This is a genomic window from Microbacterium sp. Z11_20 (genome assembly GCF_057197605.1).
This window is the reverse complement of sequence record NZ_JBXVOQ010000006.1, coordinates 241,452-266,951: the sequence shown is the minus strand read 5'-3', so window position 1 is coordinate 266,951 and position 25,500 is coordinate 241,452. Positions and strand designations below refer to the sequence as shown.

At 70.8% G+C, this 25,500-nt stretch carries 19 protein-coding genes; 13 read left to right on the top strand and 6 right to left on the bottom strand.

All coding sequences use genetic code 11. The features are described from left to right. Nucleotides 1-80: 80 nt before the first annotated feature. From chvE to mmsB, 3 genes are all read left to right on the top strand, one after another. Nucleotides 81-1,151 (top strand): multiple monosaccharide ABC transporter substrate-binding protein, encoded by a 1,071-nt coding sequence (gene chvE / locus AC2DFQ_RS15620; RefSeq protein WP_484509976.1) that lies wholly within the window; start codon nt 81-83, stop codon nt 1,149-1,151. A gap of 66 nt (nt 1,152-1,217) precedes the next feature. Next, complete coding sequence (gene mmsA / locus AC2DFQ_RS15615; RefSeq protein WP_484508730.1) at nt 1,218-2,744, top strand: multiple monosaccharide ABC transporter ATP-binding protein; 1,527 nt, start codon at nt 1,218-1,220, stop codon at nt 2,742-2,744. A gap of 21 nt (nt 2,745-2,765) precedes the next feature. Next, nucleotides 2,766-3,986 carry a multiple monosaccharide ABC transporter permease gene (gene mmsB, locus AC2DFQ_RS15610; protein ID WP_484508731.1) on the top strand — a complete coding sequence of 407 codons (1,221 nt, stop codon included), beginning with the start codon at nt 2,766-2,768 and terminating at the stop codon, nt 3,984-3,986. Between the two features lie 53 nt (nt 3,987-4,039). Here the strand turns inward: mmsB and AC2DFQ_RS15605 are convergent, their stop codons facing one another. From AC2DFQ_RS15605 to AC2DFQ_RS15595, 3 genes are all read right to left on the bottom strand, one after another. Next, on the bottom strand, nt 4,040-4,981 hold the full coding sequence (locus AC2DFQ_RS15605) for a quinone oxidoreductase family protein (protein ID WP_484534516.1): 942 nt from the start codon (nt 4,979-4,981) through the stop codon (nt 4,040-4,042). 36 nt (nt 4,982-5,017) lie between these two features. Next, nucleotides 5,018-9,028 carry an ATP-dependent RNA helicase HrpA gene (gene hrpA, locus AC2DFQ_RS15600; protein WP_484534515.1) on the bottom strand — a complete coding sequence of 1,337 codons (4,011 nt, stop codon included), beginning with the start codon at nt 9,026-9,028 and terminating at the stop codon, nt 5,018-5,020. Nucleotides 9,029-9,196: 168 nt separating this feature from the next. Further along, on the bottom strand, nt 9,197-9,718 hold the full coding sequence (locus tag AC2DFQ_RS15595; RefSeq protein WP_484534514.1) for an NUDIX domain-containing protein: 522 nt from the start codon (nt 9,716-9,718) through the stop codon (nt 9,197-9,199). Between the two features lie 362 nt (nt 9,719-10,080). On the opposite strand from AC2DFQ_RS15595, the gene AC2DFQ_RS15590 reads away from it, so the two are divergent. Together AC2DFQ_RS15590 and AC2DFQ_RS15585 are read left to right on the top strand one after the other, a co-directional pair. Continuing rightward, nucleotides 10,081-10,917 (top strand): aldo/keto reductase, encoded by an 837-nt coding sequence (locus tag AC2DFQ_RS15590; RefSeq protein WP_484534513.1) that lies wholly within the window; start codon nt 10,081-10,083, stop codon nt 10,915-10,917. 1 nt (nt 10,918) lies between these two features. Next, nucleotides 10,919-12,748, top strand: coding sequence for a thioredoxin domain-containing protein (locus tag AC2DFQ_RS15585; protein ID WP_484534567.1), 1,830 nt, complete (start codon nt 10,919-10,921; stop codon nt 12,746-12,748). Here AC2DFQ_RS15585 and AC2DFQ_RS15580 read toward each other — a convergent pair. Next, nucleotides 12,745-14,328, bottom strand: a complete 1,584-nt coding sequence (locus tag AC2DFQ_RS15580) for a dolichyl-phosphate-mannose--protein mannosyltransferase (RefSeq protein WP_484534512.1) — start codon at nt 14,326-14,328, stop codon at nt 12,745-12,747. The two genes, AC2DFQ_RS15585 and AC2DFQ_RS15580, sit on opposite strands and share 4 nt — an antisense overlap. Nucleotides 14,329-14,352: 24 nt before the next feature. On the opposite strand from AC2DFQ_RS15580, the gene rsmI reads away from it, so the two are divergent. From rsmI to AC2DFQ_RS15565, 3 genes are all read left to right on the top strand, one after another. Beyond that, nucleotides 14,353-15,171 carry a 16S rRNA (cytidine(1402)-2'-O)-methyltransferase gene (rsmI, locus tag AC2DFQ_RS15575; protein WP_484534511.1) on the top strand — a complete coding sequence of 273 codons (819 nt, stop codon included), beginning with the start codon at nt 14,353-14,355 and terminating at the stop codon, nt 15,169-15,171. A 73-nt stretch (nt 15,172-15,244) separates the two neighbouring features. Further along, on the top strand, nt 15,245-16,822 hold the full coding sequence (metG, locus tag AC2DFQ_RS15570) for a methionine--tRNA ligase (RefSeq protein WP_484534510.1): 1,578 nt from the start codon (nt 15,245-15,247) through the stop codon (nt 16,820-16,822). A 245-nt stretch (nt 16,823-17,067) separates the two neighbouring features. Beyond that, nucleotides 17,068-17,961, top strand: a complete 894-nt coding sequence (locus tag AC2DFQ_RS15565) for a TatD family hydrolase (protein ID WP_484508739.1) — start codon at nt 17,068-17,070, stop codon at nt 17,959-17,961. Here the strand turns inward: AC2DFQ_RS15565 and AC2DFQ_RS15560 are convergent. Next, nucleotides 17,946-19,382, bottom strand: coding sequence for a sugar porter family MFS transporter (locus AC2DFQ_RS15560; protein ID WP_484534509.1), 1,437 nt, complete (start codon nt 19,380-19,382; stop codon nt 17,946-17,948). The two genes, AC2DFQ_RS15565 and AC2DFQ_RS15560, sit on opposite strands and share 16 nt — an antisense overlap. A 113-nt stretch (nt 19,383-19,495) precedes the next feature. On the opposite strand from AC2DFQ_RS15560, the gene rsmA reads away from it, so the two are divergent. Together rsmA and AC2DFQ_RS15550 are read left to right on the top strand one after the other, a co-directional pair. Beyond that, on the top strand, nt 19,496-20,362 hold the full coding sequence (gene rsmA, locus AC2DFQ_RS15555) for a 16S rRNA (adenine(1518)-N(6)/adenine(1519)-N(6))-dimethyltransferase RsmA (RefSeq protein WP_484508741.1): 867 nt from the start codon (nt 19,496-19,498) through the stop codon (nt 20,360-20,362). Between the two features lie 98 nt (nt 20,363-20,460). Beyond that, the gene (locus tag AC2DFQ_RS15550; protein WP_484534508.1) at nt 20,461-21,396 is read left to right on the top strand and encodes a phosphodiesterase; all 936 of its coding nucleotides are present in this window, start codon (nt 20,461-20,463) and stop codon (nt 21,394-21,396) included. Here AC2DFQ_RS15550 and AC2DFQ_RS15545 read toward each other — a convergent pair. After that, a complete protein-coding gene (locus tag AC2DFQ_RS15545) occupies nt 21,347-22,930 on the bottom strand; it encodes a stealth family protein (protein WP_484508743.1) in 1,584 nt (527 codons plus the stop codon). The genes AC2DFQ_RS15550 and AC2DFQ_RS15545 overlap by 50 nt on opposite strands. Nucleotides 22,931-23,056: 126 nt before the next feature. On the opposite strand from AC2DFQ_RS15545, the gene AC2DFQ_RS15540 reads away from it, so the two are divergent. The 3 genes from AC2DFQ_RS15540 (at nt 23,057) to AC2DFQ_RS15530 (ending at nt 25,488) form a co-directional block, all read left to right on the top strand. Continuing rightward, nucleotides 23,057-24,121, top strand: coding sequence for an aldo/keto reductase (locus AC2DFQ_RS15540; protein ID WP_484508744.1), 1,065 nt, complete (start codon nt 23,057-23,059; stop codon nt 24,119-24,121). Next, nucleotides 24,118-25,047, top strand: a complete 930-nt coding sequence (locus tag AC2DFQ_RS15535; RefSeq protein ID WP_484508745.1) for a 4-(cytidine 5'-diphospho)-2-C-methyl-D-erythritol kinase — start codon at nt 24,118-24,120, stop codon at nt 25,045-25,047. Before AC2DFQ_RS15540 ends, AC2DFQ_RS15535 begins: the two co-directional genes overlap by 4 nt. A gap of 138 nt (nt 25,048-25,185) precedes the next feature. Next, entirely contained in the window at nt 25,186-25,488 is a 303-nt protein-coding gene (locus AC2DFQ_RS15530; protein ID WP_484508746.1) for a DUF427 domain-containing protein, read from the top strand. Nucleotides 25,489-25,500 lie beyond the last annotated feature (12 nt).

Sequence of the window (25,500 nt, the reverse complement as noted above, 5' to 3'; positions counted from 1 at the left end):
CGAGACGACGAAGTCCTACGAAAGGAAACACAGTGAAGGCTAAGAAGGTACTCCTCGTGGCAGTCGCCTCAGGCGCCCTGATGCTCTCCGCCTGCAGCGGCGGAGGCACCGGCAGCGGAGGCGGCGGCGGCGACGAAGGGCTCGTCGGCGTGGCGATGCCCACGCGCAGCTCCGAGCGCTGGATCCAGGATGGCGAAGCCGTGCAGGCCGCGCTCGAGGACCAGGGCTACTCCGTCGACCTGCAGTACGCCGAGGACGACATCCCCACCCAGGTGTCGCAGATCGAGAACATGATCACCCGGGGAGCCGAGGCGCTCATCGTCGCCTCGATCGACGGGACCACGCTCTCCGAGGTGCTGCAGACCGCGGCCGACGCCGACATCCCCGTCATCGCGTACGACCGCCTCATCCTCGACTCGGAGAACGTCGACTACTACGCGTCGTTCGACAACTTCACCGTCGGTCAGCAGCAGGCATGGTCGGTCCTCCACGGTCTCGGCCTCACCGAGCTCGACGGCACGCCGATCGAGGGCGCGCCGGCCGGGCCGTTCAACATCGAGCTCTTCGCCGGCTCGCTGGACGACAACAACGCGTTCTTCTTCTGGGAAGGCGCGATGGACGCGCTCCAGCCCTTCATCGACGCCGGCACGCTCGTGGTCCAGTCGGACCAGACCGAGATCGAGCAGGCTGCGACGCTGCGCTGGGACGGTGAGACGGCGCAGAGCCGTATGGAAGACATCATCACCGCGAGCTACTCCGACGGCACCACCGTCCACGCGGTGCTCTCTCCGTACGACGGCATCTCGCGCGGCATCATCTCCGCCCTCACCGACGCCGGTTACAGCGTGGGTGACGAGTGGCCCGTCATCTCGGGCCAGGACGCCGAGATCGATTCGGTGCGCGCCATCGAGCGGGGCGAGCAGTTCGCCACCATCTTCAAGGACACGCGTGAGCTCGCTGACGTGGCCGTGGACATGGCGGTGGCGCTCCTGAACGATGAAGAGCCCGACGTGAACAACACCGAGGACTACGACAACGGTACGAAGGTCGTCCCGTCCTTCCTGCTGGACCCCGTGATCGTCGTCCAGGACAACATCACGGAGACCCTGGTGGACACCGGGTACTGGACCGAGGAAGAGATCAACGGCTAGACCGCACGCGGTCAACCCGGCCGGGCGGCGTCAGCCGTCCGGCCGGGGTGTGGGAGAGGGAGCACGATGACAGAGAACATCCTCGAGATGCGAGGCATCACCAAGACCTTCCCGGGCGTGAAAGCGCTCTCGAACGTCACGCTGGCCGTGGAGCGCGGCGCGGTCCACGCGATCTGCGGCGAGAACGGTGCCGGCAAGTCGACTCTGATGAAGGTCCTGTCGGGGGTGTACCCCCACGGCACCTACGACGGCCAGATCGTGTTCGAGGGCGATGAGGTGGCCTTCCGCAACCTCCGCGACAGCGAGTCGCGAGGCATCGTCATCATCCATCAGGAGCTGGCGTTGAGCCCGTACCTGTCGATCGCCGAGAACATCTTCCTCAACAACGAGCGCACCAGGGCCGGGATCATCGACTGGAACAAGACCAACTTCGAGGCGGCCACCCTCCTCAAGCGCGTCGGCCTCCGCGACAATCCGACCACCAAGATCAACCAGATCGGCGTCGGAAAGCAGCAGCTGGTGGAGATCGCCAAGGCGCTGTCGAAAGACGTCAAGCTCCTCATCCTGGACGAGCCCACGGCCGCCCTCAACGACGACGACTCCGCGCATCTGCTCGAGCTCATCCTTCAACTCAAGGAGGAGGGCGTGACCTCGATCATCATCAGTCACAAGCTCAACGAGATCAAACGCGTGGCCGACAGCGTCACGGTCATCCGCGACGGCAAGACGATCGAGACGATGGCCAAGGCCGAGGTCACCGAGGACCGCATCATCAAGGACATGGTGGGCCGGGACCTCGAGCACCGCTATCCCGATCACGAGCCCCAGATCGGTGAGGAGCTGCTGCGGGTGGAGGACTGGACGGCCCACCACCCGCAGGACCCCGCCCGCGTCGTCGTCGACAAGGTCTCGCTCACCGTCCGGGCGGGCGAGATCGTCGGGATCGCCGGGCTCATGGGCGCCGGCCGCACCGAGTTCGCGATGAGCCTGTTCGGCCACAGCTACGGCACGCGCATCTCCGGCAAGGTGTTCATGCGCGGCAAGGAGATCAAGACCCGCACGGTGTCCGAGGCGATCGACAACGGCCTCGCGTACGCCACCGAGGACCGCAAGACGTACGGTCTGAACCTCATCGAAGACATCAAGCGCAACGTCTCGATGGCGTCGCTGCGCAAGCTCGAGAAGGCCGGGCTCGTCAACGACAACGAGGAGTTCAAGGTCGCCAATCAGTACCGGCGCGACCTCAACATCAAGGCCCCGAACGTGCTCGTGAAAACCGGCAAGCTCTCCGGCGGTAACCAGCAGAAGGTCGTGCTGTCGAAGTGGATCTACGCCGATCCCGATGTGCTGATCCTCGACGAGCCCACGCGCGGCATCGACGTGGGAGCGAAGTACGAGATCTACACGATCATCAACCGGCTGGCCGCAGAGGGGAAGGGCATCATCGTCATCTCGTCCGAACTGCCCGAGCTCCTCGGAATCTCCGACCGCGTGTACGCGCTGTCGGAGGGGCGGATCACCGGTGAGGTGCCCGTTTCCGAAGCCACACCCGAATCCGTCCTCAAGCTCATGACCATGGAAAACCCCCGCTGACGGGGGCCGGGAGACACATCAATGACGAACAACACCGAGGCCGTCGGCGCACAGGTCAATCCGCCCGACAACAAGTTCACGCGCTGGTTCACGCACGTCCTGACGGACCTGGGCAAGAACGGCATCTTCATCGCCCTCCTCGCCGTCGTGACCCTGTTCGCGATCCTCACCGACGGCATCCTGTTGCGACCGCAGAACATCTCGAACCTGGTCGTGCAGAACGGTTACATCCTCGTGCTGGCGATCGGCATGGTGATGATCATCGTGGCGGGACACATCGATCTGTCCGTCGGTTCCGTCGCCGCCTTCGTCGCCGCACTCTCCGGCGTCTTCGCCGTGCGCATGGGAATGCCCTGGTGGCTGGCGATCCTGCTGTCGCTCCTGATCGGTGCGCTCGTGGGCGCGTGGCAGGGCTTCTGGATCGCCTTCGTGGGGATTCCGGCGTTCATCGTGACGCTGGCGGGGATGCTCATCTTCCGCGGACTCGCGCTGATCGTCCTGGACGGCGCCAACGTCGGATCGTTCCCGACCGAATACCGCGCAATCGGCAACGGCTTCCTCGGGGGGATCTTCGGTGAGACCGAACCGGACGTGTTCACGCTGATCATCGGTGCGGTGGCGATCGTCGCACTCGTCGTGCAGCAGTGGCGCACCCGGGCCGGCCGGCAGAAGTACGGTCAGGAGGTCGAGCCGCTGCTGTGGTTCGTCGCCAAGCTCGCCCTGATCTCGGCCGCGATCGCGTTCTTCATGTACTCTCTCGCCTCGTACCGCGGCATCCCCGTGACCCTCATCATCCTCGCGGTGCTGGTGATGGTCTACGGAGTGGTCATGAATCGCACGGTCTTCGGCCGGCACATCTACGCCATCGGCGGCAACCGCCACGCCGCCGAGCTGTCGGGGATCAAGACGCGCCGCGTGGACTTCTGGCTGTTCGTGAACATGGGAGTCCTGGCCGCGCTGGCCGGCCTGATCTTCACCGCCCGCCTGAACCTCGCCGGTCCTCGAGCCGGTACCGGCTTCGAGCTGGAGGCGATCTCCGCGGCCTTCATCGGCGGCGCCGCGGTGCAGGGCGGCGTCGGCACGATCGGCGGCGCGATCATCGGTGGCCTCATCATCGGCGTGCTCAACAACGGCATGTCGATCATGGGCATCGGCATCGAGTGGCAGCAGGCCGTGAAGGGCCTCGTGCTGCTGCTGGCCGTCGCGTTCGACGTGTACAACAAGCGCCGCTCCGGCAACTGAGCATCCCGACCCCCCGAGAACCCGTCCGCGGGGTTCTCGGGGGGTCGCCGCCGTCAGGGGACGAGAGTGACCTTGCCCTCGGTGCCCGCCTCGACCAGGCGCTGCGCCTCGGCAGCGGCTGACAGGGGGAGCGCCGGGCCGAGTTCGACCGAGAACGCACCCGCCGCCAGCAGCGCGAGCGTGACGGGGATCGCCTCGCGCCGCCACGCGCTCTCTTGTGGGGTGAGGGGGCGCGGGCTGCCGCCGCGGAACGCGCGGATCCCGAGGGCGTCGGCCTCGGCTCCGCGGACGAGCGTCACGATCCGCCGCCGGTCGGCGACCAGCGCGAGGGAGGTCTGGAGGGCCTCGTCCGTGCCGACGCAGTCCAGCGCCGCCGTGATCCCCTCCGGGGCGGCCTCGCGCACACGGCCGGCGAGCCCTTCGCCGTAGCGGATGACGGTCGCGCCCAACGCCGCGAGGCCCGCGGCCCGCCGCTCCGACGAGGTCGCGACCACGCGCGCGCCCCACAGCGTGGCGTACTGCACGGCTGCCCGTCCGACCGACCCCGACCCGCCGTGCACCAGCAGCGTGTCGCCCGGACCGATCGCGAGCGACCGCAGCGACTGGTACGCCGTGCCCACCGGGATACCCATCGCGGCCGCCTGCGCGGCGGAGACCGCGGCAGGACGCGGAACGGCGGATGCGGCGGTCACGACGATCTCGTCGGCGTAGGTGCCCAGTGCGTCGAACACGGCGACGGCAAGGCCGGGGCGGAAGCCGTCGACCTCCGCGCCGACCTCGGTCACGATGCCCGCGCCGTCCGCGCCGGTGCGGCGCGGTTCGTCGATCGGCGCGCTGACGCGGCGTCCGGAGCGCAGCTTCGCGTCGACGGGGTTCACCCCGGCGGCCTCGAGCCGGATTCGCAGCTCGCCTGGGCCGAGGGCGGGGGAGGGCACATCCCTCACGTGGAGCACCTCGGGGTCTCCGAACTCGGTATAGACGACGGCGCGCGGCATGGGGCCTCCCTCTCCGCGGCCGAGCCTAGCGGCGGGTCACCCGCGCAACGCCTTGGCGAGCCGCTGCGGCGACACCGGTTCTGCCGTCCCGAGCCGTTGGGCGAAGAGGCTCACGCGCAGCTCTTCGAGAAGCCACCGCGCGTGGACGAGGCCGGGCGGCGCGTCCGCGGCCGGGGGGATGGTGCCGCCCGCCTCGGCGTAGACGGCCGCAGCCCGCTCGTACTCGGTCTGGCGCTGCCGGTCACGGCCCGGATTGTCGGGCAGGGTCTGCACCCGCTCGAGTGCACCGGCGAGGTATCGCGGCACATGCGCGAGCCGCGCGAGCCCGATGGCGGAGACGAACCCGGGGAACACCAGCCCCGTCAGCTGCGCGCGGACGTCTCCGAGCGCGCCGAGGAGCGCCATCGACGTCTGACCCCTCAGTGCCCGCTCCACCTCGCGCGCGCCGCTGAGGACGCGCACCGTCAGGGACACGGCCGCGAAGGTGTCGTCCACGACAGCGGCGGAGAGGGCATCGCGCACGCGCTCGAACGCGGCGGCGGTGCGCACCGCTCCGCCCGGCGTCTCCCGCTGGAGCACCGCGTCGGCCACGGCCACGCGCGCGTCCTCGATGAGCGCCTTCGCGCTGGGGTACGGGGATGCGGCCAGGGCCAGCTTCTCCGTCGAGGTGAGGTGCTCCAGCACATAGGACGCGGGCGAGGCGACCGCGAGGAGCAGCAGCCGGCGGACGCCCGCGGCGGTGAGGCGGGCCGCATCCTCCGGCGTGGTCTCCAATCGCAGCGACACCGAGGCACCCTCGTCCACGATCGCCGGATAGCCGCGCACGACCCCTCCGGCGACCCGCGTATCCACGACGTCGGGAAGGTCGCCGAACGTCCAGCCGGTGACGCCGGAGCGGGCGGAGAATCCGCCGCCGTCCCCGGGTGCGGTCGCCGCCGCCACCCGCGAGGCGCTCCGGTCGATCGTCGCCGCGACGCTCGTGCGCGCGCGGTCGGCCAGGCGCGCCTGCAGAGCCCGCAGGTCGCGGTCGGTGCCGACGGTGCGCCCCCGCGCGTCCACCGCGCGGAAGGTCGGAAGCAGGTGAGCCGGCACCCGCGCCAGGTCGAAGTCCGCCCCGCTCACGCGCTGGTTCGCGACGCGCTGGACGAGGGCGGCGAGGGCCTCGACGAGGCTCGTCGCCGGGAGACCGTCGGAATTCTCCGGCCCGCGACCGGCGAGTTCGGCGGCGAACCGGTCGGCCCAGTCGCCGGCGGGAACGACGTTTCGCCGGATCGCTTTGGGGAGCGCGCGGAGGAGCGCGGTCACCAGGGCGTCGCGGAGCCCCGGCACCTGCCAGTCGAAACCGTCGGGGCGCAGCTGCGCGAGGAGGGCCAGGGGCACGACGACGGTGAGCCCGTCGTCGGGAGCGCCGGGTTCGAACCGGTACGACAGCGACAGGGTCTGGTCGCCCTGCTGCCACCGAGATGGGAATCCGCGGTCATCCGCGCGCGCCGCATCCCCCGTGAGGTCGGCCTCCGACAGATCGAGCAGGTGCGGGGTGCGGCTCGACGCATCCCGCCACCACTGCTCGAACGAGCGTACGTCGAACACATCGGCGGGGATGCGCGCGTCGTAGAAGGCGAACACGGCCTCATCGCCCACGAGGATGTCGCGGCGGCGCTCGCGCTCCTCGATCTTCTCCAGCCGCCGGCGCTGCTCGGTGTTGCGCCGGAGGAACGCGGTGAGGCGCTTGTCGAGGGCCGACGCATCCCACTCCTCCTCCACGAGGGCGTGGCGGAGGAACATCTCCCGCGCGAGGGGGCGGTCGAAGCGGGCCAGCTGCACGCGGCGGCGGGGGATGATCTCGACCCCGAACAGGGTGACCTTCTCGTACGCGGACGCGGCGCCGGCGGACTTGGACCAGTGCGGTTCGCTCAAGGAACGCTTGGCGAGGTCGCCGGCCAGCGACTCCGCCCACGCGGGGTCGATCGCCGCCACGGTGCGGGCGTACAACCGGGAGGTCTCCACCAGCTCGGCGGCCATCACGGCCTGGGGCCGGCGCTTGCGGAGCCCCGACCCGGGGAAGATCGCGAAACGCGCACCGCGGGCGCCGACGTACTCGCCCTTGGCCGAGCGGCCGTCGCCCTTGCCGTCGCGCGGCGTGCGGCGGTCCTTGGGCGGGTTCGCGGTCCGCGGGTCGAGGATGCCGATCTGCGAGAGGAGTCCGGCGAGGATGGCGCGGTGGATGTCGTCGCCGGCGTCATGTCCGGTGGCCTCGCCCGCCGTTCGCGGGGGCGCGGGGTCGGCAGCATCCGACCGGCGCGCCGCGTCAGCATCCGACGGGCGCGTCGGGTCGGCAGCATCCGACGGGCGCGATCGGGGGGCGCCCTGGGCGGGCCGCCGCGGCCCACCCAGCACCGAGCGGAGCTGGCGGTGTACGTCGACCCACTCCCGCACGCGCACGTAGTTGAGGCACTCGGCCCGGCACAGCCGCCGGAAGGCGCTGGATCCGAGTTCGGCCTGCTTCTCCTGCAGGTGGTTCCACAGGTTCAGCAGCGAGAGGAAGTCGCTCGTGGGGTCGGTGAAGCGCGCGTGCAGGCGGTCGGCCTCCTCGCGGCGCTCTTCGGGGCGTTCGCGCACATCCTGGATCGACAGCCCTGCCACGATGGGGAGCACGTCGCCGAGGGTGCCGTTGTCGCGGGCCTCCAGCAGCATCCGGGCGAAGCGCGGGTCGATCGGCAGGCGGGAGATCTCGCGTCCGATCCCCGTCAGCCGAGGAGCGTCGCCGCTACGACCCGGGCGGATCGCGCCGAGCTCGGTGAGGAGGTCGGCGGCGGCCTTCACCCCGCGCGAGTCCGGTTTGGTGAGGAACGGGAACGCCGCGAGATCGCCGAAGCCGAGCGACAGCATCTGCAGGAGCACCGAGGCCAGCGACGTCCGCAGGACCTCCGGTTCGGTGAACTCGGGGCGCCGGGCGAAGTCCTCCTCGGAGTACAGGCGGATCGCGACGCCGGGCGCGGTGCGGCCGGCGCGGCCCGCGCGCTGCTGCGCCGACGCCTGCGACACGGCCTCGATCGGCAGGCGCTGGATCTTCGAGCGCGCGCTGTACCGCGAGATGCGCGCCGTGCCGGTGTCGACGACGTACCGGATTCCGGGGACGGTCAGGCTCGTCTCGGCGACGTTGGTGGCGAGGATGACCCGGCGCCGCACGCCGGCGACGCGGGACGGTTCGAACACCCGGTGCTGTTCCGCCGAGGACAGGCGGCCGTAGAGGGGGAGCACCTCGGTGGGCGCAGCATCCTTCGCGTACGCACCCCGCACCGCGTCGGCGGCATCGCGGATCTCCGCCTCCCCGGGGAGGAACACCAGCACGTCGCCGGGCGGTTCGCGGTCGAGTTCGCGGAGCGCCGCGACGATCCCGCCGACCTCGTCCGCGTCATCGGCCGCCTCGCCCTCGGCCACCAGCGGCCGGTAGTGGATGTCGACCGGGTAGGTGCGGCCGGAGACCTCCACGATCGGCGCGGGCTGACCCGCGGCATCCGCGAAGTGCTTCGCGAAGCTCTCCGGATCGATCGTGGCGGAGGTGACGATGACCTTCAGGTCGGGGCGCTCGGGAAGGATGCGGCGGAGGTAGCCGAGGAGGAAGTCGATGTTGAGCGACCGCTCGTGCGCCTCGTCGATGATGATCGTGTCGTAGCGGCGGAGGAGCCGGTCGCGGTGGATCTCGTTGAGGAGGATGCCGTCGGTGACGAGGGCGACCCGCGTGTCCTCGGAGACGTTGTCGGTGAAGCGCACCTTGTAGCCGACGGTGGTGCCCAGCGGCACCTCGAGTTCCTCGGCGATGCGCTCGGCGATGGTGCGGGCGGCGATCCGGCGAGGCTGGGTGTGCGCGATGCGCGTGCGTCCGAGCTCGAGGCAGATCTTCGGCAGCTGCGTGGTCTTGCCCGACCCGGTCGCGCCGGCGACGATCACGACCTGGTTCTCGGCGATGGCGCGCGCGATCTCCTCCCGCGCGGCGCTGACCGGCAGCTCCGGGGGGTAGGTGATCACGGGTTCGGGCGAGGACACAGCCTTCGATCGTATCCCCTCCGTAGCAGCATTCGCCGTTCACCGCGGGATGCACAACGGCGGATGCGGCGGTCGGCACGCCGCGCGAGAGGGGCAGGACGCGGCGCGCCACTCAGGATCTCCGCCGTTGTGCGCCGGCGGACCGACAGGGGAGCGGCCGGGGGAGGGTCAGGATGGGCGGGAGATGCGGGCGGTCAGGTCGTCCCACATCGCATCCAGGCGCGGCGTCCACGGCGCCGCCATCTCGCCGGACCGGTAGCGGTGCTCGGCCACCTCCAGCGGCACCCACTCGGCTTCGGCCACCTCGAGAGGATCGGGCCGCAGCGTCGGGGTCTCGGTGATCCGCGCGGCGTAGAGATCGAAGAGCGCGGTCGGCTCCGCGAATCGGCCCACCAGGACCAGGGATGCGGCGGACACCGCGACGCCCGTCTCCTCGCGCAGCTCTCGCACCGCGCCCTCGGCACTGGCTTCACCGGCGAGCACGCTCCCCGCCGGGAACTCCCAGGTGAGCGGATAGTCCTTGACCGAGGCCCGGCGCGTCATGAGCACGCGACTGTCGGGGCGGACCACGCACGTGCCCACGACGACGTGGAACGCACCATCCGGCCATCGGGCATCGCCGCGTCGGTGGGCGCGACCCATCGGCGCGCCATCGCGGGTGGTGAGGTCCCACAGTTCCTCGTCGCTCATCGCACCATCTTGCCGCCGCCCGTGCACAACGGCGGATCTTCTGCGAGGCACGCCGGTGACGCACCGGCCCGACCGGCGTGTCACCGAGAATCTCCGCCGTTGTGCATGGCGGCGGAGGACGAGGCAGCGGGGGATCCGCCTGCGCGAGAAACGACGATCCGGACGAGACAGGGCGCGGCGCGGGGTTTCTCGTCCGGATCGCTGTTTCTCGCCGGCGGGAGGCTGGCTGGAGGACGGCGGGAGGCCGGCGGGAGGCCGGTGGGAGGCCAGCGCGCGGCACCGGGCGGAGGGGCGTGTCGCGCGCCGGGGCGTGTCCGTCAACCCCCGGACGCGACGGCCGGGGCCGCTCCTAGGGTGGGGACATGACCATTCCCACCGTTGCCCTGAACGACGGCAACAGCATCCCCCAGCTCGGCTACGGCGTCTTCCTCGTTCCGCCGGAGGACACCGAGCGTGCGGTGAGCGAAGCACTCGAGGTCGGCTACCGGCACATCGACACCGCGGCCCTCTACCGCAACGAGAAAGGCGTCGGCGCAGCGATCGCGGCCAGCGGGATTCCGCGGGACGAGCTCTTCGTCACGACGAAGCTCGCCAACGACCGGCACGACGGCGACGAGCCGCTCGACGCCATCGCGGAGAGCCTGGACAAGCTCGGCCTCGAGCAGGTGGACCTCTACCTCATCCACTGGCCCACCCCCGCGAAGGACAACTACCTCAACGCGTGGGAGAAGCTGATCCAGATCCGGGATGCGGGGCAGGCCCGCTCGATCGGAGTGTCGAACTTCCTCGTGCCGCACCTGGAGCGCATCGTCGAGGCCACCGGGGTCACCCCCGCCATCGACCAGATCGAGCTGCACCCGGCGCACGCTCAGCGCGAGATCGCGGCCTGGGGTGCCGACCACGGTATGCACATCGAGTCGTGGGGTCCGCTCGGGCAGGGCAAGTACGACCTCTTCGGCATCCGCGCCGTCGCGGAGGCCGCCGAAGCACACGGCAAGACGCCCGCCCAGGCGGTGCTGCGCTGGCACATCCAGCACGGGTTCATCGTGTTCCCCAAGTCGGTGCGCCGCGAGCGTCTCGAGGAGAACATCGACGTCTTCGACTTCGAGCTCACCGACGCCGAGATGGCCGCCATCGACGCGATCGACCCGCAGGACGGCTCCGGCCGCGTCGGGTCGCACCCGGATGAGGTGAACTGACCTGAACCGCCTCGCGAACGCCTCCAGCCCCTACCTGCGCCTCCACGCGACCAACCCGGTCGCGTGGTACCCGTGGGGGCCGGAGGCATTCGCCGAGGCGGCGCGCCGCGACGTGCCGGTGCTCGTGTCGATCGGATACTCCACGTGCCACTGGTGCCACGTCATGGCGCGCGAGTCGTTCGCCGATGACGCCACCGCCGCGATCATCAACGACGGGTTCGTGGCGATCAAGGTCGACCGGGAGGAGCATCCCGAGGTGGATGCTGCGTACCTCGACGCCGCATCCGCCTTCACCCGCAACCTCGGCTGGCCCCTCACGGTGTTCACGACACCCGCCGGCGGGGTGTTCTACGCCGGCACGTACTGGCCGGACGAGGCCCGAGGCGGGATGCCGGCCTTCCGCGAGGTGCTCGCCGCAGTGCGGGAGGCGTGGACGCAGCGCCGAGAGGAGGTCCTCCGCACGGGCGACGCCCTGCGCGACGCGCTCGCCGCCTCCGCCGGGCCAGCGGCTGACGCGCTTCCCCCCATCGACGTGCTCGCCGAGGCGGCCCGCGCCGTGGTGGCCCTCGAAGACCGCGAATACGGCGGGTTCGCCGCGGGCCGCGCCATCGAGTCGCCGAAATTCCCGAACGTTCCCGTGCTGCGCTTCCTCTCGGCCGAGGCGCTGGCCGACCCCGTTCCGGATGCTGCGGCCGTCGCCCGCCGCGCCCTGGCGGCGATGGCGGCCTCCGAGCTCCACGACCCGGTCGAGGGCGGGTTCTTCCGCTACGCCACCCGCCGCGACTGGACGGTGCCGCACTACGAGCGGATGCTCACCGACAACGCCGGGCTGATCGACGCCGCGCTCGACGCGGGGGAGGACGACATCGCCCGCGACGCGGCACGTTACCTCGTCGACGTGCTGCAGCAGCCGACCGGCGGCATCGCGGCGGCTCAGGACTCCGAGTCGATCATCGACGGCGAGCGCAGCGAGGGCGGCTATTACGCCCGCGACGCCGAGGCGCGGGCGGAGCTTTCGCCGCCGGCGCTGGACGGCAAGATCGTGACCGGCTGGAACGGGCATGCCATCGCGGCGCTCGCCCGGGCCGGGGCGACGCTGGCCGACGGCCGATTCCTCGAGGCGGCCCGCTGGGCCGCGGATGCGGTGCTGGAGGCCAACGTCGGCGACGACGGGATGCTGCGGCGGGCGTCACTGGATGAGATCGTCTCCGCCGCGCCGGCCACGCTCGAGGACTACGGGGGCCTTGCCCGCGGGTTGCTGGTGCTCGCCCTGGCCACGGGCGAGACGGCCTACGCCGTTCGCGGCCGCGAACTCGTCGACGCGTGCCTCCGCGACGACGGGGGCATCGAGGCGCCCGGCGGGGGCGACCCGGTGCTCGCGGCGCAGGGGCTCCGCTCCGCCGGCGTGCCCAGCGACGGGGCTGCGCCCTCGGGACCGTCCGCCCTGGCTGCCGCAGCGCTGCTCCTGTGGCAGCTGGGCGCGGGCGACCGGTACCGCGACGCCGCGGCGACGCTCGTGCGGGCGGCCGCGCCGGCAGCCCTGGCCGCGCCGATCGCGCACGGAGCGCTCCTGGAGGTCGCCGTGGGCCTGGCGACGCCACCTCACCAGCTCGTCGTGGTCGGTGACGCGGCGAGCCCGCTCGCGGCCCGCGCCCGCGGCATCCGCGCGGATGTCGTCGCCCTCGTCTCGCCCGATCACGCCGTGGGCCTCGCCGCGGCGGGGTTCTCCCTGTTCGAGGGCAAAACCCCCGTCGACGGGCGTGCCACCGCATACGACTGCCGTGCTTTCGCGTGCCGCCTCCCGGTGACCGATCCGGAGCTGCTCGGCTAGACCCAGGTGCGCAGCCAGTTGTGCAGCAGCCAGAAGTCGTAGGGGACGCGGATCCCCGTCCACACCGGGTACCAGAACGCCGAGACGAGGGTGGCGACCACGAGGAACACGATGACGACCCCCTGGCCCCCGGCCCGCCGTGCGGGGTCGCCTCCCGCCCGCGCGATATCGCGCAGGGCGAAGACCAGCGCGAGGATCAGGAACGGCAGCAGCACCACCGTGTAGAACTGGAAGATCGTCCGCTCCGGATACAGCAGCCAGGGCACGTAGGTCGCCGCCACCCCCGTGAGCACGAGCGCGAAACGCCACTCGCGGGTGAGGACGAAGCGCACGGCGAGGTAGAGGACCGCGGCCACGCCACCCCACCACAGGAGCGGGTTCGGGAGGCTCGAGATGGCCTGGGTGCACCCGGAGGGCAGCGTGCATCCGTTCTCCCCGGCGGCATCCTGGTGCCAGTACATCGATGTGGGACGGATCAGCAGCGGCCACTGCCACGCCGGACTCGCGTAGGCGTGCGGGGTGGCGAGGCCGACGTGGAACGCGTAGATCGACTGGTGGTAGGCCCACAGGTTCTGCAGGGCCAGGGGCACCCACGCCCACACGCCCGTCGCCGGCGAGGCATCCACCGCATGGCGCGCGTAGCCGCCGTCGGTCAAGAGCCAGCCGGTCCAGGATGCGACGTACACCAGGAGGGCGACGGGGACGAGGAGGAGGAACGACACCGGGCCCTGCCGGAGCACGGCGTCGGCCGGCCACAGCCGCACGCCCGCGCGACGGCGGGCCAATGCGTCGGTGACGACGGCGTACAGGCCGATCGCGGCCAGGACGTACAGCCCGGACCACTTCACCGCGGTGGCCGCGCCCGCCGCGGCCCCCGCCGCGATCAGCCAGGGGCGCGCCCACAGCACAGGCCCCCAGGCGGGCTGGTCGCCCTCGCGCGCGGCGACCAGGGCGGCCAAGCGCGCGAGCGCTGCCCGGCGATCGAGCACCACGAACCAGAAGGCGAGCAGGACGAAGAAGGTGAGGATGCCGTCCAGCAGTGCGATGCGGCTCATCACGATCCCGAGGCCGTCGATGGCGAGCAGGAAGGCGGCGATCGTCGCGAACACGCGTGAGCGGGTGAGAGCGTGCGCGAGGAAGTACAGAACGAGCACGCTGGCGGTGCCGAGCACCGCTACGGCGACGCGCCATCCGGTGGAGGAATCGGCGCCGAACAGCGCCATGCCCGCTCCCATGAGGATGCGTCCGAGCGGCGGGTGCACGACGAAGCTGCCGGCGGTGCGGAAGATGTCGGTCTCGCCGGCGAGGAAGCGGGCGTCGGCGTCGTCGGGCCATGTCGCGGGGTAGCCCAGGTTCCACTGGCTCCACGCATCCTTGACGTAGTACGTCTCGTCGAAGACGATCGCGTCCGGATGACCGAGCCCGGCGAACCGCAGCACGCCGGCCAGAAGCGTCACCAGCGCCGGGGCCAGCCACGCGTAAAGGCGCACACGGCGCGGGTCGGCGAGCACCTGTGCGCGCGCCCGGTCGAACCACGTCGGCGTCACCGCGGGAGGCGGAAGCTCGGCGGTCGACGTCACGGCACCCAGCCTAAGCTGGGGCCCGTGATCATCCTGGGTGCGACCCCGATCGGCAACCTCGGCGACGCGTCGCGGCGCCTGATCGACGCGCTCTCCACGGTCGAGGTCATCGCGGCAGAGGACACGCGCACCGCGCAGCGGCTGCTGGCCGCGCTGGGTGTGGAGAACCGTCCGCGGCTGATCGCGATGCACGACCACAACGAGAAGGAACGCGCGGGCGAGATCGTCGCGCTCGCGCGCGAGCAGGACGTGCTCGTGCTCAGCGATGCCGGCATGCCGACCGTGAGCGATCCGGGGTACGGCCTGGTCTCGGCCGCTGCACGCGCCGGCGTCGTGGTGACCGTGCTTCCCGGGCCGAGCGCCGTGCTCACCGCGCTCGCGGTGTCGGGGCTTCCGACCGACCGGTTCGCGTTCGAAGGGTTCCCGCCGCGCAAGCCCGGGGAGCGGCGCGCGGCGTTCGCGGCGCTGGCCGCCGAGCCGCGGACTCTGGTGTTCTTCGAAGCGCCCACGCGCCTGGCCGCGACGCTGGACGACCTCGCCGCCGCGTTCGGGGCCGACCGGCCCGCGGCGGTGTGCCGCGAACTGACGAAGCTCTACGAGGAGGTCGTCCGCGGCTCGCTCGGCGAGCTGGCGGAGTGGGCCGCTGGGGGAGTGCGCGGCGAGATCGTCGTCGTCGTCGGTGGGGCGGCGCCGCGGGAGACGACGTTCCCCGACGCCGTCGCGCAGGTGGTGGAGCTGAAAGCCACCGGCACCCGCCTGAAGGATGCTGCCGCCGAGGTCGCCGCGCACACGGGGCACTCCTCGCGCGAGCTGTACCAGGCGGCCCTCGACGCCCGCGGGTGAGAAACCCGGGTGCGGGCGGGCGCCGGCACGTCACACGGACGGGCGCACCCGGGCGCGCCCGTAGAATTCTCGGGTGAGCACCGGCCGATCCTTCTACATCACGACGCCGATCTACTACCCGAGCGACGTGCCCCACATCGGCCACGGGTACACGACCGTGGCCGTGGACACGCTCGCGCGCTGGCACCGCCAGTCGGGCGATGACACGTGGATGCTCACCGGCACCGACGAGCACGGGCAGAAGATGATGCGGGCGGCGGCGGCCAACGGCGCGACGCCGCAGGAGTGGGTCGACAAGCTCGTCACCGAGGCGTGGTACCCGCTGCTGGAGACCCTCGACGTCGCCAACGACGATTTCATCCGCACCACCCAGCCGCGTCACGAAGAGCGGGTTCGGCAGTTCGTCCAGGCGATCTACGACCGCGGCTACATCTACGCCGGCGAGTTCGAGGCGCTGTACTGCGTCGGATGCGAGGAGTTCAAGACCGAGGCGGAGATCGTCGACGGCACCGGAGCCTTCGAGGGCCTGAAGGTCTGCGCCATCCACTCCAAGCCGCTGGAACTGCTGCAGGAGAAGAACTACTTCTTCAAGCTCAGCGAGTTCCAGGATCGCCTGCTCGAGCTCTACCGCGACGTCCCCGACTTCGTCCGGCCGGAGTCGGCGCGCAACGAGGTCGTGTCGTTCGTGAAGAACGGGCTGAAAGACCTCTCCATCTCGCGCTCGACCTTCGACTGGGGCATCCAGGTGCCGTGGGACGAGTCGCACGTCATCTACGTGTGGGTGGACGCGCTGCTCAATTACGCCACGGCCGTCGGGTACGGGTCCGACCCGGAGCAGTTCGCCGAGCGGTGGCCCGCGTACCACGTGGTGGGGAAGGACATCCTCCGTTTCCACGCGGTGATCTGGCCGGCGATGCTGATGGCTGCCGGGGTGGAGGTTCCGCGCGGGGTGTTCGCCCACGGGTGGCTCCTCGTCGGTGGCGAGAAGATGTCGAAGTCGAAGCTCACCGGTATCGCCCCCACCGAGATCACCGATGTCTTCGGCTCCGACGCGTACCGGTTCTACTTCCTGTCCGCGATCGCGTTCGGCCAGGACGGATCGTTCTCGTGGGAGGACCTCACCGCCCGCTACCAGGCCGAGCTCGCGAACGGCTTCGGCAACCTCGCATCCCGCACCGTCGCGATGATCGAGCGGTATTACCAGGGGATCGTTCCGCCGCCGGGCGAGTACGCCGAGGGCGACCTCCGCATCCAGAGCACCGTGGCGGATGCGGCGGCCCGGGCCGACGCCGCCATGGAACGGTTCCGCATCGACGAGGCCATCCACGCGGTATGGACGATCGTCGACGAGCTCAACGGCTACATCACCGTCAACGAGCCGTGGGCGCTGGCCAAGGACGACGCCCAGCGCGAGCGGCTCGGCACGGTGCTGTACACCGCCGCCGAGGGGCTCCGCGCCCTCGCCGTACTGCTGTCGCCGGTGATGCCCATCGCGACCGAGAAGCTGTGGGTGGCACTCGGTGCCGCCGAGACGCTCGGGCGCCTGCGCGACCAGCCGCTTCGCGAGGCGGGCCAGTGGGGGAGCCTCCGCCCCGGCACGTCCGTGAACGGCCTGGCGCCGCTCTTCCCCCGCGTGGAGCAGCCGGCCTGACGGGCGCCGCCCCATCCGTCTCGCCCCCATCGCCTCGCCCCCACCCGATCCATGTCCCACTTCTTGACCCCCATGTCTCACTTCTCGCCACGCATGTCTCAGGATCTGCAGCATCCGGCCCCTGTTTCTGCAGAAAGTGAGACACGGTGGACCAGACACGCCAGACGCGCCAGACACGCACGGGGGACGGGAGAGAAACGGGGGACGGGGCACGCACGGGGCACGGGACAGGAGGGCGGACCGGGATGGTGACGCAGAAGGATGCGGCGGATCCGTCGCAGTACGTCCGGCAGCGCGAGAAGGGGACGCGCGAGGTCAGCTACCCCGCGCCGCCCGAAGCGCTCCCGGTGGCGGTGTACGACAACCACGCGCACCTGGAGATCGAAGACGGCGAGGTCGGGCTCTCGCTGGACGAACAGCTCGAGCGCGCCGCGGCGGTGGGGGTCCTCGGCGTCGTCCAGGCCGGCGGCGATATCGCGTCCTCGCGCTGGTCGGCGTGGGCCGCCGCATCCCACCCCCACGTGCTCGCCGCCGTGGCGATCCATCCGAATGAGGCGCCGGCGTACGAGGCGGCGGGGGAGTTGGATGCGGCGATCGCCGTGATCGACGAACTGGCCGCCGAGCCGCGCGTGCGGGCCATCGGCGAGACCGGGCTGGATTTCTTCCGCACCGACGAGGACGGCCGGCCGGCGCAGTTCCGCTCGTTCGAGGCGCACATCGCCCTCGCGAAGAGGCACGGCATCGCGATGCAGATCCACGATCGCGACGCGCACGACGCGGTTCTGGAGACGCTGCAGCGCGTCGGGGCCCCCGAACGCACGGTGTTCCACTGCTTCTCCGGCGACGAGTCGATGGCGCGCATCGCCGCCGACCGGGGCTACTACCTCTCCTTCGCCGGCAACGTGACCTTCAAGAACGCGCAGAACCTCCGCGACGCGCTCGCCGTCACCCCGCTGGAGCGCATCCTCGTCGAGACGGATGCCCCGTTCCTGACCCCCACGCCGTTCCGCGGCCGCCCCAACGCGCCTTACCTCGTACCGGTCACCGTGCGGTTCCTCGCCGCGGAACTGGGCGTGGATCTGGAGGAGCTGTGCGTGCAGCTCGCCGCGAACACCGTCGAGGTCTACGGCGCGTTCTGATCGCGGCCGCCGTCGGTCATCGATTCCAGGGTGCGCCCCTTCGTCTCACGGACGAACCTGATCACGAAGAAGACCGCCACGAACGCGAAGAAGGTGTACACGCCGTACGCCAGGCCCAGACCCACCGCAGCCAGCGCCGGGAAGGTCGTGGAGATGATGAAGTTGGCCACCCACTGCGCGGCCGCTGCCACCGACAGGGCGACGGCGCGGATGCGGTTGCTGAACATCTCGCCCAGGAGCACCCACACCACGGGGCCCCAGGACGCGCCGAAGAAGACGACGTAGAGGTTTGCGGCGACGAGCGCGACGGTTCCGGCCGGGCCTTCGAGAACCGGCTGGCCGTCGATGATGGGCGCGGTGGCGAAGACGATGGTGAGCGCCGCGAGGGAGAGGAACTGCCCGATCGCCCCGATGAGGAGGAGGGGCCGGCGGCCCACCTTGTCGATGAGCAGGATCGCGACGATCGTGGTGACGATATTGGTCACGGACGTGATCACGGTGATCGTCAGCGAATCCTGCTCGGTGAATCCCACCGCCTGCCACAGCGTCGAGGAGTAGTAGAAGATCACGTTGATGCCGGTGAACTGCTGCAGCACCGACAGGCCGATCCCCACCCACACGATGGGAAGGAGACCGAACGCCGGGCCGTGGAGGATGGCGAAGCGGGCCCGGTCGGGCTTGCCCTGGACCGTCTGGATGATGTCGGTCGTGGTCTTCTCGACATTGCCGCCCACGAAGCGCGTGAGCACCTCTTTCGCCTTGCTCACCTCGCCGCGAGCGATGAGGTAGCGCGGCGACTCGGGGATCGTGAGGGCGAGCACGCCGTAGATGACGGCCGGAACGAGTGCCGACAGGAACATCCACCGCCATGCCTCGAGGCCCAGCAGCCACGGGGCCGCGGCGCTGCCCGCCGCGGCCACGATCGCGGCGTCACCGAGGAGCGCGACGAAGATGCCGGTGACGATGGCCATCTGCTGGAGGGACCCGAGGCGCCCGCGGTGCGCCGGAGGGGAGACCTCGGCGATGTAGGCAGGGGCGATCACCGAGGCGATCCCCACCCCGAGGCCGCCCACGATGCGCCAGAACGACAGATCCCAGATCCCGAAGGCGAAGCCGCAGCCCACCGCGCTGATGACGAAGAGGATGGCGGCGACCACCATGATGCGGACGCGCCCGAACCGATCCGCGAGGCGCCCGGCGTACCACGCGCCCACCGCGCACCCGAGAAGCGCCGACGCGACGGAGAACCCGAGGAGGAACGGACCGGCATCGAACTGCTCGCCGATCGCGCTCACTGCCCCGTTGATCACGGCGGTGTCGAAGCCGAACAGGAAGCCCCCCAGCGCCGCGGTGGCGGCGACGAGGATGACGCGGGTGATCGGGACGGAGACGTCGGCGCCGGACGGCGGGGATGAACTCATCGGATTCCTCCTTCGTGGCCCCCGTGCCCCCTTGTGCGCCCACCCTGCCGCGAGCCCCACATGCTGTCAAGGGACCGCCGGGCACGTGCGACGGGCACGGCTACAGTGAAACGATGCCTGTCTCCCTCCTCGGCGCGACCGAGATCCGCCGCCTCGCCGCGGAGCTGGATGTCGTTCCCACCAAGAAGCTGGGGCAGAACTTCGTCGTCGACGCCAACAGCGTCCGCAAGATCGTGCAGGTCGCGCGGGTCACCGCCGAGGACCGCGTCGTGGAGATCGGGCCCGGTCTCGGCTCGCTCACTCTCGCGGTGCTGGAGACCGGCGCGCGCGTGGTGGCCGTGGAGATCGATCATCGCCTCGCCGAGCGGCTGGCCGCCACGGCGCGCGAGCACGGTGTCGCCGACGGGGCGCTCACCGTGATCGACGCCGACGCGCTCCGCGTCACCGAGCTGCCCGGAGACCCCGACGTTCTCGTGGCGAACCTGCCGTACAACGTGTCGGTGCCGGTGCTGCTGCACTTCCTGGAGACCTTCCCCGCCCTGCAGCGAGGGGTCGTCATGGTCCAGGCCGAGGTGGGGGAACGCCTTGCGGCTCCTCCCGGGAGCAAGGTCTACGGGGCACCCAGCGCGAAGGCCGCCTGGTACGGGCGGTGGCGGCTGGCCGGCACCGTGTCGCGCCAGGTGTTCTGGCCGGTGCCGAACGTCGACTCGGTGCTCGTGGCCTTCTCCCGCGACCCCGTTCCACGAGGCAGCGAGGCGGAGCGCCGACGTACCTTCGCGATCGTGGATGCGGCGTTCCAGCAGCGGCGCAAGATGCTCCGGCAGGCGCTGGCGACGGTGCTGGGCGGCTCGGCGGCTGCCGCATCCGCCCTGCTGGAGACGGCGGGCGTCGCCCCCACCGCGCGCGGGGAGGAGCTCGCCATCGACGATTTCCTGCGGATCGCCCGCGCGCTGCCCGAGGCCGATTCCCGCCCTTCCTGACGTGTACACGGCCCGTTCATGAAACATGCCGGTAACATTTCCTTTTGAGAGGCACACTGGAACGCCAGACGTCGCACCTGACGACGTGAAGGGGAGACATGCGGTACGCCGAGTACCCGAAAGCCGAACGCACCCTGCTCCATCTCAGTGACACGCACCTGCGGGTCGGATCGCAGCTCTTCGACGCGGTCGACGCGGAGGCGTATCTGGCCCGCGCGCTCGCGGCCATCGAATCCTCCGGGATCCGCCCGGACGCGCTGATCTTCACCGGTGACGTCGCCGACCGCGGCCAGGGCGAGGCCTACCAGCGCGTGCGGGCGCTGGTCGAACCGCTCGCCGAGCGGCTCGGCGCGGCAGTGGTGTGGGTCATGGGCAATCACGACGACCGCGCCGCTTTCCGCGAGCACCTCCTCCCCGGCGACCCGGCGCCATGGCCGTCGGCGCCGGTGGACCGCGTCGACGAGCTCGACGGCCTCCGTATCGTGACCCTCGACACGAGCGTGCCGGGGCACCACCACGGCGAGATCTCCGACGCGCAGCTGGAGTGGCTCGCCGGGGTCCTGGCCACCCCGGCACCCCTGGGAACGATCCTGGCCCTCCACCACCCGCCCGTCCCGAGCGTCCTCGACCTCGCCGTCACCGTCGAACTCCGCGAGCAGCCGCGACTGGCCCAGGTGCTGCGCGGCACGGATGTGCGCGCCATCATCGGCGGACACCTGCACTACTCCACCTTCGCGACGTTCGCGGGCATCCCCGTCTCCGTCGCCTCGGCCACGTGCTACACGCAGGACCTCACCGTCCCGGTGGGCGGGACGCGCCCGCGCGACGGCGCACAGGGGTTCAACCTCATCAGCGTCTACGACGAGACGATCGTCCATTCGGTGGTGTCGCTGGATGCGGCGGCGCCACTGCAGTACGTCGACGCCGAGGCATCCGCGGCACGGCTGCGCGAGGCGGGCGTGGCGATTCCCGGCTCGCGTGAGCTCAGTGGCCGGACAGCGCCGCCGACCGCTCCGCTGCCGATCCTGCGCTGACCTCGGCGTGCTCCCACGGGGGACGCACGGGGAAGGCCCGCTCCAGGCACGATCGCAGTGCGCGGATGCGCATCTCCTCGGGGATCTCCGGAATGCTTCCGTCGTTGAGGCAGAACATGTCGGTGTCGCGGCGGGTGACCAGCCGCTCCATCGTCCGCAGGGACTCCAGCTGCGTCGTCTGCACGTACTGCACCCGCGGCTCGCGCGTGACGACGGCGCGACCGGTGAGCAGCGCGTAGTAGTGGTACAGGCTGTTGGTCACCGAGATGTCGCTGGCCGCACGGAAGCGATTGGCCGCCGTGCGCGCGTAGTCCGGGGCGAACTCGCGCTCCAGCTCCGCCGCGATCGAGCGGCGCATCGGCACGGCGCAGTGCTCCAGGTCGTGCGTGATCATGCGTCCGAACCGCTCCCGCAGCAGGGCCCGGTTCACGCGCAGGCCGTTGTCGTGGCCGGAGCGGCTCGCGTGCGGGTCGCCCGTGCCGATCCGCACGCCGCTCTCCACGAAGCGGCTCACCCCGCCGCCGCTGAAGAACAGCTCCGGTGTGACGGGGCGACCGAAGAACATGTCGTCGTTGCTGTAGAGGAAGTGCTCGGCTAGCCCGTCGATGCGGTGCAGCTGGGCTTCCACGGCGTGGGAGTTGTGCGTCGGGAGCACGGCCGGATCGGCGAAGAACTCCTCGCTGCGGACGATCGTCACCTTCGGGTGCTCGTCGAGCCACGCCGGACGCGGCGAGTCGGTGGCGATGAAGATGCGGCGCACCCACGGCGCGTACATGTGGACGCTGCGCAGGGCGTACCGCAGCTCGTCGATCTGCCGGAATCGCGCGGGGGAGTCGTCGCCGTCGCCGACGACGTAGCCGTCCATCTGCGCGGCACGCTGCCGCTGGAACTCCGTGGACGATCCGTCGACCCACGAGAACACCATGTCGATGTCGAACTGCGCCTCGTCGGGGTACGGATCGAACATGCCCGCCAGGGTCTGCCACGACCGGCCGTAGCGCTCGGTCGTCACGAACGCGACATCCTCGCGCGCGGTGACCCGCCGCGTCAGAGCCGTCGGCCTGGGCGCCTCGACGACCGTGTCTCCGAAGCGCCAGAACTCCAGCCGGGGTGCCAGGGATGCGCCGTAGCGGTACGCGCCGTTCGTGCTCGTCCGCGGACGGTACACCGCGTAGGAGGCCACCGCGCCGTCCTCGATGTCGGCACCGTGCATGGGTACCGGGTCATCGCCGCGGGCTTTGAGGTAGAAGGGCTCGCCGGGGCGCGCCGACTGCAGCGAGCGCAGCGCTTTCGGCCCGGCGGCAGCATCGGCCACCAGTTTCGGACGCCGGTTGCTGTCGCGCACGAGCAGCACCTCGATGCCGGCGGCCTCGAGCGCGGCCGCCACATCCAGCAGATCATCCACCATCGCTTCGGTGGGTGACACGTCGTCGGCGATCAGGTGGAGGACACCGTCCACGAGTCGGACGTCCTCCCGCGCCAGGAGCGCCTGCCACGGGTCGAGTTCGATAGGGAGGGGGACGATTCGACGCACCGCGCTCTCCTTCCAATACAGCCGGGGAATCCCGCAATGCGAGAGCGCCCACGGTAGAACACTCCCATTACGGCGGGGTTTCGCCGTAGGGTCGTTCGTTTCCGGGGTGCGCGCTAGGGTCGGAGGGTGACCGACCGACCGCGCTTCCGCCCGGACGTCTCCGATGTCCATCGTCCGTACTCCGCCGCCGACGACCGCTATGCGGCGATGGACTACCGGCAGGTGGGTACTAGTGGATTGTACCTGCCGCCCGTCTCCCTCGGACTCTGGTGGAACTTCGGGGACAACATCCCCTTCGACCGTCAGCGTGAGCTCCTCCGCCACGCGTTCGATCGGGGGATCACGCACTTCGACCTGGCCAACAACTACGGGCCGCCGTACGGCTCGGCCGAGACCAACTTCGGCCGGATGATGCGCGAGGACTTCGCGCCGTACCGCGACGAGCTGATCGTCTCATCCAAGGCGGGGTGGGACATGTGGCCGGGCCCCTATGGCGACCTCGGCTCGCGCAAGTACGTCCTCGCCAGCGCCGACCAGTCGCTGCAGCGACTGGGGCTCGAGTACGTCGACATCTTCTACTCGCACCGCCCCGACACCGTCACCCCCGTCGAGGAGACCGTCGGCGCCCTCGACACCCTCGTCCGGCAGGGGAAGGCCCGCTACGTGGGCATCTCCCAGTACGACGAGGAGCAGACCGTCGCCGCGGTCGCGGTGGCCCGCTCGCTCGGGACGCCGCTGGTGATCCATCAGCCGTCGTACTCGATGGTGAACCGGTGGATCGAAGACGGGCTCACGGGCGTGCTCGCCCAGGAGGGCCTCGGCGCGATCGCCTTCACCCCGCTCGCCCAGGGCGTGCTCACCGACAAATACCTCGGGGACGGCCGTGCGCAACGCGCCCAGCACCGCTCGTCGCTCCCCGCGCACGCGCTGCCGCACGAGGCCATCACGGGGCTGCGCGGGCTGAACGTGATCGCTCAGGAGCGGGGCCAGACCCTCGCCCAGATGGCGATCCAGTGGGTGCTGCGCGAACCGACGGTCACCTCGGCGCTGATCGGCGCCTCCCGGATCGAGCAGATCGATGACAATCTGGCCGGCGCCCGCGGCCCACAGTTCGATACGGAGGAGCTCGAGCGCATCGATGCGCTCGTGGAGACGATCGACCTCGACCGCTGGGCGGACTCGGCCCGGTGATCTCGGCGGCGTCCACCGACGGCGTGCACGTCCGCGCGCCGGGGAAGATCAACGTCTTCCTCGAGGTGGGGGACGTGCAGGAAGACGGCTACCACGACGTCGCGACGGCCTACCAGGCGGTGTCGATCTACGAAGACCTCTGGGCGAGCCCGGCCGACGAGATCACCGTCTCCGTCGCCGGCGATGCCGACCTCGACGACGTGCCCACCGACGACCGCAACCTCGCCGTGCGGGCTGCGCGACTGCTCGCCCGCGCGACCGGCGTCGACGCCGGTGCGCGCCTGGAGATCCGCAAGTCGGTCCCGGTGGCCGGCGGCATGGGCGGCGGGTCGGCGGATGCGGCTGCGGCTCTGGTCGCGTGCGATGCGCTGTGGGGCACCGGGCTCTCCACCGCCGAGCTGCTGCGCCTGGCCGCGCGGCTCGGCGCCGACGTGCCCTTCGCTCTGCTGGGCGGCACGGCCGTCGGCACGGGGCGTGGCGACGAGGTCAGCTCCGCCCTCGCTCGGGGACGGTTCGATTGGATCCTCGTCCCGAGCACGGAAGGCATGTCGACACCCGTCGTGTATCGCGAGCTGGACGTGCATCGCGAGCGCCACCTGGTCGACATCGGCCCGGTCCCGCGGCGGCCCGCGGTCGACCCGGACGTGCTGCACGCGCTGCGGCAGGGGGATGCCGGGATGCTGGCAGCCACCCTCCGTAACGATCTGCAAGCCCCGGCGCTTCATCTGCGGCCCGATCTCGCGCGCGTGCTCGAGACGGGGGAGGGCTCGGGCGCCCTGGCCGGGATCGTCTCAGGGTCGGGTCCGACTCTGGCCTTCCTCGCCGCCGATGAGGCGGCCGCCGCGGAACTGCGCGTGACCCTCGCCGCCGCGGGGCTGCGTGCCCTGCACGTGCACGGGCCGGTCCCGGGTGCCCGGCTCGTCTGAGGTGAGCGGGAATGTATCGCGGGCTGCGGAAGCTATCAAGGGAGAGAGGGTCACGTCTCCGTGCCGGAAGGCTCGGGTAGCGTGGCAGCCACCGACGGACTGCCCCACCAGCGCGCCCGTCCCAGCCAGAGGAAAGCCATGAAAGCACTACTCGACGGCACGGTCATCGCCGAAGCCGACCGGCAGGATCTGATCTCGATCGAGGGGAACTGGTACTTCCCGCGGCAGAGCGTGCGGGAGGGGGTCCTGGTCGACAGTCCCACGCCGTACACGTGCCCGTGGAAAGGTGCGTGCCAGTACTACACGGTGAGCTCCGGCGGCACCGAACTCGTCGACCGCGCGTGGGCCTATCCGAGGCCGCACCAGAGCGCGATCGATCGTGTCGGCAAGGACTTCTCCGGTTACGTCGCGTTCTGGAAGGAAGTCGAGGTGGTCGACTGAGCGGTCGACCCT

Coding starts and splice junctions, on each gene's coding strand:
- AC2DFQ_RS15595 (WP_484534514.1), bottom strand. CDS start 9,718: ATGAGCGACGAGGAACTGTGGGACCTCACCACCCGCGATGGCGCGCCG.
- mmsA (WP_484508730.1), top strand. CDS start 1,218: ATGACAGAGAACATCCTCGAGATGCGAGGCATCACCAAGACCTTCCCG.
- AC2DFQ_RS15560 (WP_484534509.1), bottom strand. CDS start 19,382: ATGAGTTCATCCCCGCCGTCCGGCGCCGACGTCTCCGTCCCGATCACC.
- chvE (WP_484509976.1), top strand. CDS start 81: ATGCTCTCCGCCTGCAGCGGCGGAGGCACCGGCAGCGGAGGCGGCGGC.
- mmsB (WP_484508731.1), top strand. CDS start 2,766: ATGACGAACAACACCGAGGCCGTCGGCGCACAGGTCAATCCGCCCGAC.
- AC2DFQ_RS15530 (WP_484508746.1), top strand. CDS start 25,186: ATGAAAGCACTACTCGACGGCACGGTCATCGCCGAAGCCGACCGGCAG.
- AC2DFQ_RS15565 (WP_484508739.1), top strand. CDS start 17,068: ATGGTGACGCAGAAGGATGCGGCGGATCCGTCGCAGTACGTCCGGCAG.
- rsmA (WP_484508741.1), top strand. CDS start 19,496: ATGCCTGTCTCCCTCCTCGGCGCGACCGAGATCCGCCGCCTCGCCGCG.
- AC2DFQ_RS15605 (WP_484534516.1), bottom strand. CDS start 4,981: ATGCCGCGCGCCGTCGTCTATACCGAGTTCGGAGACCCCGAGGTGCTC.
- AC2DFQ_RS15550 (WP_484534508.1), top strand. CDS start 20,461: ATGCGGTACGCCGAGTACCCGAAAGCCGAACGCACCCTGCTCCATCTC.
- AC2DFQ_RS15590 (WP_484534513.1), top strand. CDS start 10,081: ATGACCATTCCCACCGTTGCCCTGAACGACGGCAACAGCATCCCCCAG.